This window comes from Brevibacillus sp. M2.1A (genome assembly GCF_013284355.2).
GTDB lineage: Bacteria > Bacillota > Bacilli > Brevibacillales > Brevibacillaceae > Brevibacillus.
Window position 1 is genome coordinate 1,802,288 of the sequence record NZ_JABSUY020000001.1, and the last position, 15,200, is coordinate 1,817,487.

Here is a 15,200-nt window from a genome sequence, read left to right on the forward strand (position 1 = left end):
GGCGTTTTGCTGTATAGATGTGATACCATATTGGCAACACAAGCGATATGGGAGGAGATGTGAACGATGAACATGAGGATCAGAATAGAACAAGTAGATGATTATTCCGTTACTGAACAGGTCGTAAAAAGTGCATTCGCGAATGCTGAGTTCAGCGATCGCAAAGAACATGAGTTGGTGTCTCGCATCAGAAAATCGGATGCATTCATCCCCGCGTTATCTCTAGTCGCGATTGATGATGAGAATCAAAAGACCGTGGGACATATTCTTCTCTCGAAAATAAACATTCGCAATGACAATCAGAGCATAGAGTCACTCGGGCTTGCCCCAGTGTCAGTCCTGCCCGATTACCAAAGCAAAGGCATAGGGAAGAAACTAATTCTCGAAGCCCTCCAAAAAGCCAAAGAACTGGGATACCAATCTGTTGTTGTCCTCGGGCATCCTGAATATTACCCGAAGTTTGGCTTCCAAAAAGCCTCCCGTTGGGGAATAAAAGCACCTTTCGAAGTACCAGATGAAGTATTTATGGCATTGGAGCTCCAAGAAAATGCCTTGGCCAATGTTTCTGGAGTTGTTGAATACTCTCGTGCATTTTTTGAATAGGTAGGGATCGTTAATGATTCCTAATTATGGTACTATGAATTGCCTACCAATTCGAGAAAAAATGGAATCGCATGTCGGAGGGGAAAAAAGAAGCAATGGAACTCAGGGGAAATGAATCGATCGTGCAAGAGAATATAGCGGCAAACCTATTCAGAGGAATGGAAGGAGTAGGTGGGAGGTTAACGATTACGAGTGAGAGACTCTATTTTCAACCACACAGTCTCAATATTCAAACACAGCCTCTCGAATTAAACTTGAATGATATTGCATCCGTTGAAAAGCGAAATACACTATTCGTGATCCCAAACGGAATGAAAATCAAGATGCATAACGGACAAGAGCATAAATTTGTTGTATGGAAACGAGCGGAGATCATCGGAATCATTCAGGATACAAAAATGAAGCAAAAAATGAAGGTAATCATTAAGACGAGGTAAGCGGCCCGTTCAATAAAAATCGCCCTGTCACAAGCAATACCTGAGCTGAGCAGGGCGATTCCCTCATCTTACAAATTTCTTGCAATGTGCGGTTTGCTATAATGACTGGTACCCCCACCGCCAACCAAAACTCTTCCACCTTGTCTGAAGATGAGCAATTTCCTAGATCCATCTGAGAGCAGTACTGTGACTTTAGCCCGATTCGCTGTTGCAATATAAATAACGTAACCACTTCGGGAGATTACCGTACGCCAGTTGCGATCGAATTCAGAGCGCAGAACCCGATTGGAATACACTTGGTTTTCTACGCGTCTCGCGGTGATTCTTTTGTTTTTCATCGAGTAACAACACCTCCTGTCAATCTATCCTATTCATGGAAGAGAAAAAGGAATGGACAAGAGGTGTAGGCGATTTTACTATTTTCGTTGCAACCATACAGGAAAGGTTCTATGATAACACCAAGGACGGTATTCATTGTAAGAGCCGTAAAAAGGAGTGAAAGACAATGGCAAAAAGCCCAGCACGCAAGCAACGGGAAAAGCTGGCCCGTGAAGGCAAAAGAAACCCGGAGCTCAACAGAAGCATTTTCGCATTCGCTGATATGAGACAACGGACGACGAAGACCCGAGCAGAAAAACTGAATCAACAGAAACACAAAAGGTCGTTATCCTACCAAAGTGATGATGGCCTTTTTTATTTGCGTGCGAAGCTTGCTGCAATCGTTTAACATAAAGTCATCCCGTACCAAAGTGAGGCATGACATCATGAATAATACCATTCACCCAGAATGCGCGAGAGCCATTCAACATCTCCTCCAACTGAAGGACCCAAAACGCGAAGACTTTCTGGCGCTGAAAACGTACGGAAATGACCGTTATTCGACAATGGGATGGGAGGAGCTACAGACGTACATCAATGAAAAGACCGTCATCATTGTCGAGCAGTTTGAAAATGAACAAAATATTATGTCTGCCCTGCGCTGGGTAGCGAGAGGGTTGCCAGTTTGGCTAGCAATTCGAAAAGTGCGGGCGGATTATTCGGTGTATGGATACAAGAAGTAGCCTGTCTTTCAAAAAAATATATGCAAATAATAGAAATAATACTGCACGAAGGAAAAGATAGGTCTATTATTGTCAGTATTAGCAATTTTGGAGGGAGACATCATGACAGATTACTTACTTAGCTTACTACAAATTATTATGATCAACCTGGTGTTGAGCGGAGACAATGCAGTTGTAATTGCTCTTGCCTGCCGCAACCTGAGCCCAGAGCTGCAGAAAAAAGCTACTTTTTGGGGGAGCTTCGGTGCAATTGGATTGCGAATCATCCTTACCTTCATTGCCATCTGGCTGTTGAAAATTCCGTTTGTCCAGGTCGTCGGAGGGCTTTTGCTGATCTGGATTGCGGTCAAGCTGTTAAAAGGTGAAGATGAGGACAGTCACATTGGTGGGGGAGCGAGTTTTGTTGAGGCACTCAAAACCATTATTTTTGCCGATCTGATTATGAGTCTGGACAATGTCATCGCTGTAGCCGGGGCAGCGAACGGAAACCTGGTTTTGGTCATCATCGGTCTTGCCATCAGCATTCCGCTCATCATTTGGGGAAGCCAGTTGCTGATGAAGCTGATGAACCGTTTTCCCATCATCGTATTGTTGGGGGCGGCTTTGCTCGGATATACAGCAGGAGAAATGATTGTAGGAGACAAAGCAGTAGGCAGCTTCCTCGAGGGGGTAATGCCTTCGCTGCATATGATTTTGCCGGTAGCATTGGCACTTCTGGTCATTGTGATTGGAAACTATTTGAAAAGAAAGGGGAAAAATGTATTAAATAAAGAAGTGACAAATAACCATGCGGAGACACTATAGCTATGGAATATCGAGATTGGTACATTCTCCAAACCTTGTACCAGGAACAAAACATTACAAAGACAGCCGAAAGCCTGTATTTGTCCCAGCCTGCGCTGACCAAAAGATTGCGGCAGATTGAAAAAGAATTTGGCGTACAGATCGTGCAACGGGGGAGCAGAGGCGTTCATTTCACTCCTCAAGGCGAGTATTTGGCCAAATGTGCGGATGAAATGCTCCTTAGACTGCGCAATATCAAGGAGCATGTCTTGAACATGGGCAACGAGGTCAATGGGACGCTCCGGTTGGGGGTTTCCAACTATTTTGCACGGTACAAGCTCCCGATGATCTTGAAAAAGTTCAAGGAAGCTTATCCAAATGTCGAGTACAAGGTAATGACCGGATGGAGCAAAGACGTCTACAAGTCCGTGTATAATCAGGACGTGCACGTAGGCTTCGTCCGGGGAAGCTACAACTGGTCCGATCAAAAGCACTTGCTGTTCGAGGAATCGGTCTATGTCGTTTCCACGGAACGTATTCATATCGACGACCTGCCCACTCTGCCACGAATCGACTATGAGACGGATCCTATGCTGCTGGCATTAGTGGACAGCTGGTGGACGGAACGATTTTCTCAACCACCACTGATCGGCATGGAGGTCGACAAAGCGGATACATGTAGTGAAATGGTAGCAAACGGTTTGGGGTACGCCATCCTTCCACGAGGCGTGCTGAATGGCAAAGACGATCTGCACATGATCGAGCTGACCACAGCCGAGGGGGAGCCGATCAAACGAAGTACCTGGATGTTTTATCATGCCGACTCGATGGAATTGCAAATGGTCAAGGCATTTGTGCGCTTCATAGAGCAGGGTGAGATAGCATTCATCGATTAAGCAAGGAAAAAGGAACTGCTGGGAATTCCTGAATGGGAGCCAGCAGTTTTTATTATTCACACAAGGAATCGCCAACGATAACCATTTTGTATTTTTTCTGCGAGAACAATTGTTTTACACTAGGTGTACCCCCACCCTAGAAGCTTCATACAACGTCGGATAGTAGGAGAGGGAACGCTTATGCTGTTACGCATTTTGTTTACATTGCTGCTCGGATCACTGGGAGGCTGGCTGTTTGCTACCATTCACAGCCCACTTCCTTGGCTGCTCGGAGCGCTAGTTATGACAGTGATCTGTAATATGCTTGGGGTCAAAAATCTTTGGATTCCCCGTTGGTTTCGTCAAGCGGGATTGACAGTAATCGGGATCACCCTGGGTCTGCGAATGACAGCTGAAATCGTCGAGACGATGACGGGACACATTGGTTTGATGCTCATCACCACGATTTTGACCATCTTGATCAGTTTGGTGAACGCTTGGATATTTTACAAGGTCTGCCGGGTAGACGGAATAACGGCGATTTTCAGCAATATTCCAGGTGGTTTATCGGAAATGGTGTCGGTGGGGCAAATGGCGGGAGGAAATCAACAAGTCATCACGATTTTTCACTCGATCCGTGCGATCAGCGTCGTGCTTTGTACCCCTTATCTAGTGACATTTCTACCTACGCATGCTGCCATACAGACGGCTACTACAGAACACATGCTGGGGATTGGGCAGACAGTCATGATTCTTGTGGCTGGTCTCATTGGAGCGTTGATTGCGTCACGCTGTTATATACCCGCCCCGTTCTTGCTAGGTGCCTTGCTCGTGACCGCTTTGATTTCGATGAATACATCGCTTGTGGGAGAGAGTCCTGCGTTGCCAAGCATCTTGGTCCAAGGAGCTCAAATATTCATCGGGGTCAGCATCGGTCTTGGCTTCAAACGAGAGGACATCGCCAAAAACCGCCGATTCTTTCTCTTCGGTCTTCTGCATTCCCTGTTCTTGTTCGTCATGGTGATTGTGCTTGCCATCGGCATTTCTTACGTGTCTGCTACCGATATCGTGACGGCGATTTTGGCGACGGTGCCAGGTGGACTCGCCGAAATGAGCTTGACTGCCTTGGCGACAGGAGCCGATCCGCTCTTAGTGACGGCGTTTCATCTGTTTCGTTTGGTCCTTGTCCTTACGCTGTTTTCCTTCGGCGCTCGTGCATGGACGAACCGCCACAGCAGGATCAAACAGCCAAAGGAGACCAGCGCCTGAGACAGTATTACAGTCAAATTAATAGCAAGACCTGTACGTTCCCTGATCGGAACGGCAGGTCTTTTTGGCGTGAAAAAAATGAAAATAATCATAAATATAGCGTTTATCCAAATTATCTGAACAAACTAGGAAGCGTTTTCATCGGATGCTATGATCTCCTTACCATAATTGAAAACGCTATCAACAGAGGGGGTCATAAAGATGAAAAAATCAAACAAATGGACGAAGTGGAGCGGAGTACTCCTCACTACGGCAATGGCACTTAGCCTCGCAGCCTGTGGAGGCGGCGGTGGGCAGACGGCTTCCTCTGGAGAAGCTTCTACCTACCCAGAAAAACCTATCTCGGTTATCGCACCATCGGGCGCAGGCGGAGGCTTGGATAAAACAGCGCGTTCTCTCGCAAAGGTGATGTCAGCAACGAAGCTGGTAGACAAGACGATCTCGGTCGAAAACAAACCAGGTGGCGGACAGGCAGTAGGCTTGGCTGATTTCGTAACGCAGGACAAGAAAAACAACTACAAGCTCCTGCTTCCCTCTACACCAATCGTCATCAACAATGTGAAAAAAGAAGGAAACAGCCCGCATTCTTACAATGATATGACTCCGTTGGCACAATTGACGAAAGATTACGGCGCGATCGTAGTAGCTGCCGATTCTCCATACAAGGATCTGAAATCGTTAATGGATGCCATCAAAGCTGATCCAACCAAAGTAACGGTTGCAGGCGGTTCTGCTCCTGGCTCGCTTGATCACTTGACCTTTTTGATGCCTGCTGTTAAAGCGGGAATTGATCCGAAATCAGTGAAATACATCTCTTACGATGGCGGTGGGGAAGCGATCGCATCTCTCTTGGGTGGCAATGCTGATGTACTGGCTACAGATGTATCCGGTTCGGGTGAATACTTGAAATCCGGCAAAGTAAGAATCCTGGGTGTATCTTCCCCTGAGCGCTTGAAAGGTATGTTCAAGGACATCCCGACGTACAAAGAATCCGGTTATGACACGGAGCTGATCAACTGGCGCGGTGTATTTGGACCAAAAGACATGACGCCAGATGCTGTTGCTTACTGGGAGCAAAAATTGAAAGCGATGACAGAGACTCCTGAGTGGAAAGCAGAGCTGGAGGCAAATGGCTGGGACGATGGCTACAAAAACGGTGCAGACTTCAAGAGCTACCTGGGTGAGCAAGAAAAAATGTTCAAGGAAATCCTGGGCTTGCTCGGAATGGCGAAATAAAAAGTTTTGCTGGGGGATGGAGAAGGAGCGATTCTTCTCCTCCTTCATTCTGGATTCTTGTACGAACAGGAGGGAACATACGTGAGCAAAACATTTGACCGCTTCGCCAGTCTGATTTTTCTCGTGTTGGGCGTAGCATTTGTGGTCGGGAGCCAAAACATCTCGGCGAGCGCTTACGGCAGCAATGTCGGACCAAACATTTTTCCGATGGGACTTGGAAGTCTTCTGATCCTGCTCAGCTTGCGATTATTTTATGAGACGTTCAAATACAAGCAAGAGGGCAAGAAAGAGAAGGAAAAGCTCGATTACAAACGGTTCCTCATCGTTCTTGTCGCGGCATTATTCTACGTATTGCTTATGGAGGAAATCGGCTACGTGATCAGCACCTTCCTGTTCCTTTTCGTTGGATTCCAGACGATGCAGAAAGGGAAATGGCTCAACAGCGTGATCATTTCCAGTGCGTTTTCGTTCGGTGTCTACTTGTTGTACGTGGAAGTTCTCGATGGCACATTGCCCGGTTTACCAACATGGTTAGGCTTGTAGGAGGTGGATGAAATGGGTGCGATTGACTATTTGCTGAACGGATTTGCCACTGCCCTGCAATGGCAAAATATCATCTTTGCGTTTGTCGGCGTCTTGATCGGGACAGTAGTCGGTGTATTGCCAGGGATTGGGCCAATCAGCGGCGTGGCCTTGTTGATTCCGGTGACAGCTTCGTTGACGAGTGGACTGCCGCCAGAAGCAGCGGCGACCAGTGCCATTATTTTGCTGGCAGGGGTATACTACGGAGCGATGTACGGTGGCTCTACCACTTCGATTTTGTTGAATACACCTGGTGAGTCATCTTCTGTCGTTACCGTACTGGACGGATACCCGATGGCGAAGCAAGGAAGAGCGGGAGTCGCTCTCTCCATTGCTGCGATTGGTTCTTTTTTTGCAGGGCTTGTCTCGCTTATCGGTCTGGTATTTTTGGCAGAGCCACTCTCAGAAGTAGCGCTCAAGCTCAGTCCGGCAGATGAGTTTTCGCTGATGATCCTGGGGCTATGTGCACTGAGCGGGCTGGCAGGCAAGTCCGTGACCAAAGCATTGATGATGACGGTTTTTGGCTTATTGATCGCGACGATCGGGCTGGACAATGTATCTGGCGTGGCGCGTTTTACCTTCGATATGCCTGAGCTATATTCCGGTTTGGAATTTTTGACGATCGCCGTAGGGGTATTTGCGCTTGGAGAAGTGTTCAAGACGATCCTCGAGCGCGATGTGAATGAGGGAGAGATCGCCAAAATCTCCCGAATCATACCGACCAAGGAAGACTTGAAGGAAAGTGCTGGACCGATTCTCCGTGGATCACTGGTTGGATTCTTTAAAGGAATTGTTCCTGGTTCTGGTGCAACACTGGCATCCTTCCTTGCTTATTTACTGGAAAAGAAAATCAGTAAAACGCCTGAAAAATTTGGCAAAGGAGCAATCGCTGGGGTAGCGGCTCCAGAGTCAGCGAACAATGCAGCATCTGGCGGGGCGATGATCCCACTTCTGACCTTGGGGATTCCGGGTACAGGGACGACAGCGGTTTTGATGGGCGCACTGATTATGTACAACGTGCAGCCAGGTCCGCTCTTGTTTGAAGACCATCCGAACATCGCTTGGGGCTTGATCGCCAGTATGTTCATCGGAAACGTGATGCTCTTGATCCTCAATATGCCGCTCGTAAAGGTGTTTGCGAAGCTGATTGAGACGCCGCCTAAATATTTGATCCCGATGATCGTTGCCATTTCCGTGTTCGGTGTTTACGCAGTCCGTGTCTCCGTTTTTGATCTGGTCTTGCTGCTCCTTTGTGGACTCGTGGGTTACTTTTTGGCGAAAAACGATTTCCCAATGGCTCCACTCGTTCTTGGCTTGGTCTTGGGTCCGATGATTGAAAATAATTTGCGACGCGCGCTGACGACGTCCAATGGTGATTTTTCTATCTTTATTCAAAAACCAGTTTCGCTAGTGTTTCTGATCATTGCGGTTCTCTGGATCACCGTTCCCTTGATCATGAAAATGAGAGGGAAGAAAGTAATCGTGAACGAAGAATAGAGGAGGGAGATTCTCATGCGCGATGACAAAAAGATCAAAGAGGAAGTCAAACAGCAGTTCGGTACGAATGCTGAAAAATATGTGAATAGCCAGACGCATGCTACGGGAGAGGATCTCTCTCTCCTCACGCCTTGGCTGAATCCTTCGCCAGATTGGGTGTTTCTTGATGTGGCAACGGGCGGCGGTCATCTTTCCAAGGCAATCGCTCCACATGTCGGTCAAGTCTTTGCGACTGATTTGACACAGCCGATGCTTGCAGCGGCGCGAAACCATCTGAGATCCCACACAAGCAATGTCTTCTATGTGGTTGCGGATGCGGAGGCACTTCCGTTTTTGAGTGAATCCTTTGATGCAGTCGGGTGCAGAATCGCGGCCCATCATTTCCCGAACCCAGAGGCGTTTGTAAAAGAAGTGGCCCGAGTCCTGAAGCCGGGTGGAAAATTCGTGCTGATCGACAATATCGCAGCAGAGGATGAAAAGCTCGATCGATTTGTAAATACGCTGGAGAAACTTCGGGATCACAGTCATGTACGAAGCTACTCACGGTCCGAATGGTTAACGTGGATCGAGCAAGAGGGATTGGTGGAGAGTCATTCGCGCATCCGTAAAAAGACGTTCCCGTATGCGACTTGGGTCAGACGTACGACTGAGACTGAGGAGCAGGTTGAGCAAGTAACCGCCCATATCACTAGTGCTGATGAGGTAATCCAAGCCTACTTCGCGGTTGAAAAAGAAGGAGAGCAAGTCGTTTCCATTCAAGTTGATGAGTGGATGGCGTTGTTTGAGAAACCAGAATGATACGGACGATGTTTCCAAGCTGGTCCCCGCTTACAATCAAGCGGGGGCTTTTTCTTTTTTTGTATGGGTACCTAAGTAACGATTCGTAATGATAAAGAGGTTTTCGAGACGGTTTTTGGCATTATATTTTTAATTTTTTGCATCTGTATTTACTATTCGTTTGAATTCGGTCAATATAAAGTACGAATGGTCTATATGAAGGAAAATATGCTACTATAACCACAGGAGGTATGTGATGGATGAGGTTGACCTGAGAATTGTTCAATTGCTCGAGGAAAACGGAAGGATATCTCATGAGGAAATCAGCAAGCTGCTGCACATCTCGCGACCGGCTGTCCACCAACGGGTTGCCAAGCTTGAAAAGAATGGCGTTATCAAGGGATACCGTGGCATCATTGACTGGAGAAAATTAGAGCAAAGGCTCAAGGTATTGATCTTCGTCAAAGCAAGATGTCAGGACTTCAAAGGAATCACCGCAAAGATTATGAACGTTCAGGTACCGAACGTGACCATCATCGAATGCCAGCGGCTCGCTGGAGAGTGGTGTATGATGCTAAAAGTACGTGCGACGGCACCGGAAGATATCACTAATCTGATCGATGAAATGGTTCAGTATGACGAAATACTGGAAACCTCTACGACTTTCATCTTGTCGACGATCTACGAGGATGGCTGGAAAGAAATTTGACAACCAAGGTGGAAACACAATGACAGGAAAAAAAGATTCAAAATTATTTGTCGTTACGATTGCGTTGCTAGCTGTCTACCTGTTTTGGGGAGGCACGTATCTTGGAATGAAGATCGCCATTGAGTCGATGCCACCCTTTATTATGGCTGGTGCGCGATTTTTTCTGGCGGGATCGATCCTGTTCCTGATTGGGCGTTGGAAAGGGGCAGACCTACCCAGTGCTGCAGAATGGAGAGGAGCGGGGATTGTTGGGGCGTTGCTGCTTCTCGGGGGTAACGGTGTAGTAGCATGGGCACAACTCAAGGTACCGTCAGCAATCGCGTCTTTGCTGATCGCTACGGTTCCATTATGGATTCTCGTTTTCAACTGGATCGGTGGCAGCAAGAAAAAGCCAACAGTTGGAGTCATGGGAGGAATCCTGTTTGGATTGGCGGGGATCGCTGTGATGGTTATCCATCCCGAGAGCACAAGCAATCAAGGGATCGATACCATTGGAATCTTGGCGCTCCTGTTTGCCTCAATCAGTTGGGCAGTGGGATCGCTGTATTCGCGCCATGCAAAGCTCCCAGCATCACCGGTAATGGCAACGGCCTTGCAAATGATCATCGGGGGAATTTTGTTGGGGATCGTGTCGCTGTTTCTCGACGATTGGACGAAGCTGCATCTATCGGAGATTACCCTTCGTTCCTGGATTGCCTTTGGCTACTTAGTTGGATTTGGTTCCATTGTCGCTTACACGTCGTACATTTGGCTTTTGAAAAATGCAGAGCCTTCCCTGGTCTCCACGTACGCTTATGTGAACCCGATTGTCGCAGTATTTCTAGGTTGGCTGATCGCTGATGAACAATTGACAAGCCAAACCTTGATTGCTGCTGTCATGATCATCGCATCCGTTGTCATCATCACGATGTTTCGGGAAAAGAGTCCAGGTGCGACACAACCGGTAGCAAGAAAAGAAAAAGGGAAGCTTCAGGTTCATAAATGAGGCTTCCCTTCTTTTTGCCATCTGGCATTATTTTGCCGTTTTTTGCGGAACCCAGCGGTATTTTCGTTCCGGACGCCCGACTGTTCCATAGAACGTCTCGACAGTCACTTCATTAATAGAGACGAGAAATTCGAGGTATCTGCGCACGGTCGAGTGACTCATGCCAGCCAGTGCAGCCAGATCATCGGCATTCATGCTTTGGGTGGTCTCCTGCATTTTGTCCCGGATTAGCTTTAATGTCAGCTTGTCGATGCCTTTCGGGAGCGTAGTGACAGTCTCAACGGTTTTGGCAGCAGGAGTGTGTGCGGCTTTCGTAAACAGCTTGTCCACTGCTGTCTGATCAATGGTTGTATGCTGCTGCAGCTGACGTCTCGTATTTGCATATTGCTCCAAGGTAGACATGAATTTATCGATCATAATCGGCTTGATGATGTAGCTATATGCACCGCCACGTATCGCTTCTCTCACGGTTTCCACATCGTTTGCGGCTGTGATCATCACGACATCGATCCCGCGAAAATGCTTCCTAACTTCACGCAACAGGTCAATCCCGTTCATATCCGGCAAATAAATGTCCAAGAGCAGCACATCTGGCGTAACGACGTGAAGCATCTCCAGCGCCTGTTTTCCGGTCGTGGCCGTGGCAATAATCTGGAATCCTTCCAGTTTACTTGTGAATTGTTCATAGATTCTAGCTGCAATTTCGTCATCTTCCACGATCATGACGGTAATAGGTTTCTCAGACATGGTGGATGGCCTCCTCATCTACTTGCTTTGTCCCATTTCTTGGGGACGACTACGGTGAAACGCGCTCCGCCAAGATCACTTTTCCCGAGTGAGATTTGCCCCTCTAACAGCTCGATGGCGTTTTTCACAATAGCCAAACCGAGTCCTCGATTTTCACCTGATTTCGTAGTGACACCGCTTTCAAAGATGCGGGGCTCCAATTCTTTTGATACCCCATGTCCATTGTCTTCGATATCGAAAATGATATCGCCACCCAAATCAGTAAAGGACACATGAACCATTGCGTCAGAGCCTTTGTATTCGAGGGCAGCTTCCATCGCGTTGTCGATCAAATTGCCGAGAATAGTGACCAATACCTTTGTATCCAAGCTGTCAGGTACATTTCCCAAATAGCTATCCTGATCAATTTCGAGTAATACCTTCAGTTCTTTGGAACGATTGATCTTCCCTAGCAGACAAGCTGCGATGAAGGGCTCTTTGACTGAACTCATAATGAAGGCGAGAATATCCTGCCGTTCCTTTACTTCATCGGTGATGAGTTCGATTGCTTTGTCGTACTCCTTTAGCTTGAGGAGACCGTAAATGGTGTTCAAACGATTTAAATATTCGTGATTTTGCGCACGCATATTATCCGAAGAGGAACTGATCTTGGTAATTTCTTCGGTCAGCTGCTCGATTTCAGACTCTGGACGAAATGTGAAGACCACCCCTCTGATTTCATTATTGCTCAAAATAGGAGAGTAGTCGGTTATAAAAATTTCGTGTCCCAGCAAAATTTTGTAGTTCATTTCTTGTGTATTTCGATTGACAGAATGAATGATGTCGCGCAATTGCGGGCTAGCAATCGATTTCCCTACGGCCAAATCCTCTTGGAGGAGGGAACGTGCGCGTTTATTCATCGAGACGACACGCCCTTGCATATCGACTGCTACCGTAGCATCGCGAATCGATTCAAGAATAGCTGTTTTTTCCGTAAACAAAAATGAGATTTCTTCTGGCTCAAGACCAAAGATCAATCGCTTGACTCTTCTGGCAATGATAAAAGCGCCAATCATTCCGATAACTAGCAGCATAAGAGACAAGGCGACGACCCTTTCCTTGTATTCCGCGACCTTTTTCTCTACATCACTCATGACATAGCCGACAGAGGAGACGCCAATGGTTTCGCCTTTCTTGTTGACGATCGGTGTTTTCGCTTTGATAGCTGGACCTGAAATGCCTGTCCCACGATAAATGACCGATCGATTTTCTAAAAAGACGGGGTCATTGCTGGTTCCCATTGGTAATCCAATCTGCTTTGGGTCGTAGTGAGAGTACCGAATACCGTCCTTGTTTCCAATCACAACATAGCTGGCGCCCGTTTCCTTTCGAATGGTTTCGGCTATCGGTTGTATCACCTTGGAAGGATGATCGGTCCCAAAGGCTGCAATGATGCGTTCGTCCATGGCAGATAGCTTGGCGACCGTCATGGCTTGCTGTCCAATATAGCGATCCAAAATGTCATCTAATATGAGGGAAAATAAGGCAGTTCCTATCCCCATGCTGATCAGGACAACGATGGAAATGAGGAGAACCATTTGGGTCAAGAGGCTGATGCGGGCTTTTTTTGGTGTATGAACCATGGGCAAACCACCTTCGATGACAGATCAAGATGCGATAAATGAATGAAACCGTTTACTCTATTCATTATAACAATAACGCTTTCACATTTGTGACACAAAGTAAATTTGTAACAATACGATAGCCAATAGGTTTATGAAAAAAGTTTTGACAAATTTTTTATAAAAAATTGAACAAAATATGAACAACAAGTGAATATTATGTTACAATAGGAGCATAAAACAAAAACGGTCACGCAAAAAATCTATGATGATAGGGGTTTTGTGTTATGAATAACGATCGAAAAGCAGCAGATGTATTAAGATGGATGGCTTGGACAGTATTATTCGTAGGTGCCGTTATTATGGCTTTCACTGCAAACGATTTCAGATCAGAGAACTTGCCGTTGATGGTGTCGATCGGATTTTTGATCGCTGGCATGAATATCTTCATTATGAGCACGGTGTTTCGCTTGATGACACTAAAAAGAACTGACGCTTAAGTTAGTTAAAAATAGTCCCATAATCCCTCTCATTTTCTTCATTATAATGAGAGGTTTTTTATTTATACGGAAATTTGCCGTCAGCCAAATAAGGCTGGCGTTTTTTTGTTTTTTTTATTGAAAGTGAAAAGAAATCTTGACAATCCAAATTGGGTGGTATGACCAAAAATGGGTGTCAAAGATCATTACAGGAGAATCCTAACAAGAATATGATCAACTCGTGACTGGTATGTGAACACTTTGTAACAGAAAAGCTACGAAATATTGAACGTCGTTAAAAACAAGTACAAAAGCTCGCAGACTCTGATAGTATGTATATGCGGCAAATAGTGAAGTTCACTTGTGTTAAAAAACCCCTATTGTGAGGAACTCTCGAAAAGTGTGAATGCACGTAAAAAAAGAAGGTTTTCCAAAACCTCGTTCGAGACCTCTCCATAGAGAGTGACTGCACTATCGACAAACGTGAGGCAAAGTTCACCCGAAAAGAACTGCGCTCTCAAAGTATTACATGCTCGTTGTTTGTGACTAGGAGGGATTAGGAGAATGAGCGGAGGAAAAATGCTGAGGCATATCCAGTTTTGGATCTTGGCAGTGTTGGGCACCGTTCTGCTGACAGGCTGTGGTAGCGAATACCTCGTCTTGAATCCAAAAGGACCTGTAGCAGAAACGCAGTACAATCTCATTATTATTTCCACGATATTGGTCGCTGTCATTATCGTTCCGGTTATTGCGCTTACCGCTTTCATTGTATACCGCTATCGGGATACACCGGGCAATAAAGCAAGTTACAAGCCGGAGTGGGCACACAGTACAACCCTAGAGGTAATTTGGTGGATTATTCCTATCGTTATCGTTGCATTGCTGGGTTACTTTACTGTCCGTGATGTTTATGTGTTAAAAGAAAACCCGAATAAAGAAGTTGCCCCTATGACCATTCAGGTTACGGCTTTGGACTGGAAATGGATGTTCACGTATCCAGAACAAAATATCGCAACTGTTAACCATTTGGAGATTCCAGCAGGCGTACCGATTCGCTTCCAGGTATCTGCTGATGCACCGATGAACTCTTTCTGGGTTCCAGAATTGGGTGGACAGATTTATGCGATGGCGGGAATGGCTACTGAGTTGTATCTGCAAGCAGATGAACCAGGTACATTCGCTGGATTTAGCTCCAATTTCTCTGGTGAAGGCTTCGCTAAAATGCAGTTCGATGTAGTCGCAAAACCAAAAGATGAGTTCGATAAATGGGTGAAAGAAGTAAAAGGTACGACACCAGCTATGACGAAGGCAGATTATGAAGAACTTCGCAAGCCTGGCGTGACAGATAAGTTTACGTATTCTGCATTCCCAGAAGGTATGTTTGAAGAGATCGTTGCGAAATATGGCCATGGTCACGATATGGACTATGTGATGGAGAAAATGCCTGCGCCTGCAGGTGACAAGTCTTCTAGTGAGACTTCGCTAAATACGCAGCATAAGACTGAATCGCACAACATGCCTGGAATGAATCATTCCAGTATGAACCACTAGGCGAGAGG

The 15,200-nt window shown here is 46.4% G+C and carries 18 protein-coding genes; 15 read left to right on the forward strand and 3 right to left on the reverse strand.

Features of this window, described 5'->3' with window-relative positions; genetic code table 11:
• The first annotated feature begins 66 nt into the window (after positions 1–66).
• On the forward strand, positions 67–603 hold the full coding sequence (locus tag HP567_RS08920) for a GNAT family N-acetyltransferase (protein ID WP_173609026.1): 537 nt from the start codon (positions 67–69) through the stop codon (positions 601–603).
• A 95-nt stretch (positions 604–698) separates the two neighbouring features.
• Entirely contained in the window at positions 699–1,040 is a 342-nt protein-coding gene (locus tag HP567_RS08925) for a GRAM domain-containing protein (RefSeq protein WP_173609025.1), read from the forward strand.
• 68 nt (positions 1,041–1,108) lie between these two features.
• Here the strand turns inward: HP567_RS08925 and HP567_RS08930 are convergent, their stop codons facing one another.
• Positions 1,109–1,378 (reverse strand): hypothetical protein, encoded by a 270-nt coding sequence (locus HP567_RS08930; protein WP_064201727.1) that lies wholly within the window; start codon positions 1,376–1,378, stop codon positions 1,109–1,111.
• A gap of 167 nt (positions 1,379–1,545) precedes the next feature.
• On the opposite strand from HP567_RS08930, the gene HP567_RS08935 reads away from it, so the two are divergent.
• The 11 genes from HP567_RS08935 (at position 1,546) to HP567_RS08985 (ending at position 10,814) form a co-directional block, all read left to right on the forward strand.
• Entirely contained in the window at positions 1,546–1,767 is a 222-nt protein-coding gene (locus HP567_RS08935) for a hypothetical protein (RefSeq protein ID WP_173609024.1), read from the forward strand.
• A gap of 37 nt (positions 1,768–1,804) precedes the next feature.
• On the forward strand, positions 1,805–2,101 hold the full coding sequence (locus tag HP567_RS08940) for a hypothetical protein (protein ID WP_229087966.1): 297 nt from the start codon (positions 1,805–1,807) through the stop codon (positions 2,099–2,101).
• Positions 2,102–2,203: 102 nt separating this feature from the next.
• On the forward strand, positions 2,204–2,905 hold the full coding sequence (locus tag HP567_RS08945) for a TerC family protein (protein WP_173609022.1): 702 nt from the start codon (positions 2,204–2,206) through the stop codon (positions 2,903–2,905).
• 2 nt (positions 2,906–2,907) lie between these two features.
• Entirely contained in the window at positions 2,908–3,780 is an 873-nt protein-coding gene (locus HP567_RS08950) for a LysR family transcriptional regulator (protein ID WP_173609021.1), read from the forward strand.
• 180 nt (positions 3,781–3,960) lie between these two features.
• On the forward strand, positions 3,961–5,028 hold the full coding sequence (locus HP567_RS08955) for an AbrB family transcriptional regulator (RefSeq protein ID WP_173609020.1): 1,068 nt from the start codon (positions 3,961–3,963) through the stop codon (positions 5,026–5,028).
• Positions 5,029–5,229: 201 nt separating this feature from the next.
• Positions 5,230–6,264: a Bug family tripartite tricarboxylate transporter substrate binding protein gene (locus tag HP567_RS08960; RefSeq protein WP_173609019.1), complete on the forward strand. Its 1,035-nt coding sequence runs from the start codon at positions 5,230–5,232 to the stop codon at positions 6,262–6,264.
• 81 nt (positions 6,265–6,345) lie between these two features.
• Complete coding sequence (locus HP567_RS08965; protein WP_173609018.1) at positions 6,346–6,807, forward strand: tripartite tricarboxylate transporter TctB family protein; 462 nt, start codon at positions 6,346–6,348, stop codon at positions 6,805–6,807.
• Between the two features lie 12 nt (positions 6,808–6,819).
• The gene (locus tag HP567_RS08970) at positions 6,820–8,343 is read left to right on the forward strand and encodes a tripartite tricarboxylate transporter permease (RefSeq protein ID WP_173609017.1); all 1,524 of its coding nucleotides are present in this window, start codon (positions 6,820–6,822) and stop codon (positions 8,341–8,343) included.
• Positions 8,344–8,358: 15 nt separating this feature from the next.
• Positions 8,359–9,141: a class I SAM-dependent methyltransferase gene (locus HP567_RS08975; protein WP_173609016.1), complete on the forward strand. Its 783-nt coding sequence runs from the start codon at positions 8,359–8,361 to the stop codon at positions 9,139–9,141.
• Positions 9,142–9,376: 235 nt separating this feature from the next.
• Complete coding sequence (locus tag HP567_RS08980) at positions 9,377–9,829, forward strand: Lrp/AsnC family transcriptional regulator (protein ID WP_173609015.1); 453 nt, start codon at positions 9,377–9,379, stop codon at positions 9,827–9,829.
• A gap of 19 nt (positions 9,830–9,848) precedes the next feature.
• A complete protein-coding gene (locus HP567_RS08985) occupies positions 9,849–10,814 on the forward strand; it encodes an EamA family transporter (RefSeq protein ID WP_173609014.1) in 966 nt (321 codons plus the stop codon).
• A 27-nt stretch (positions 10,815–10,841) separates the two neighbouring features.
• Here HP567_RS08985 and HP567_RS08990 read toward each other — a convergent pair whose 3' ends face one another.
• Complete coding sequence (locus tag HP567_RS08990; protein ID WP_173609013.1) at positions 10,842–11,561, reverse strand: response regulator; 720 nt, start codon at positions 11,559–11,561, stop codon at positions 10,842–10,844.
• Positions 11,562–11,575: 14 nt separating this feature from the next.
• Entirely contained in the window at positions 11,576–13,183 is a 1,608-nt protein-coding gene (locus tag HP567_RS08995; protein ID WP_173609012.1) for an ATP-binding protein, read from the reverse strand.
• Positions 13,184–13,449: 266 nt separating this feature from the next.
• Between HP567_RS08995 and HP567_RS09000 the strand changes: the two genes are divergently transcribed.
• A complete protein-coding gene (locus HP567_RS09000; RefSeq protein ID WP_173609011.1) occupies positions 13,450–13,662 on the forward strand; it encodes a hypothetical protein in 213 nt (70 codons plus the stop codon).
• A 543-nt stretch (positions 13,663–14,205) separates the two neighbouring features.
• Complete coding sequence (gene qoxA, locus HP567_RS09005) at positions 14,206–15,192, forward strand: cytochrome aa3 quinol oxidase subunit II (protein WP_173609010.1); 987 nt, start codon at positions 14,206–14,208, stop codon at positions 15,190–15,192.
• The last annotated feature ends 8 nt before the right edge of the window (positions 15,193–15,200 follow it).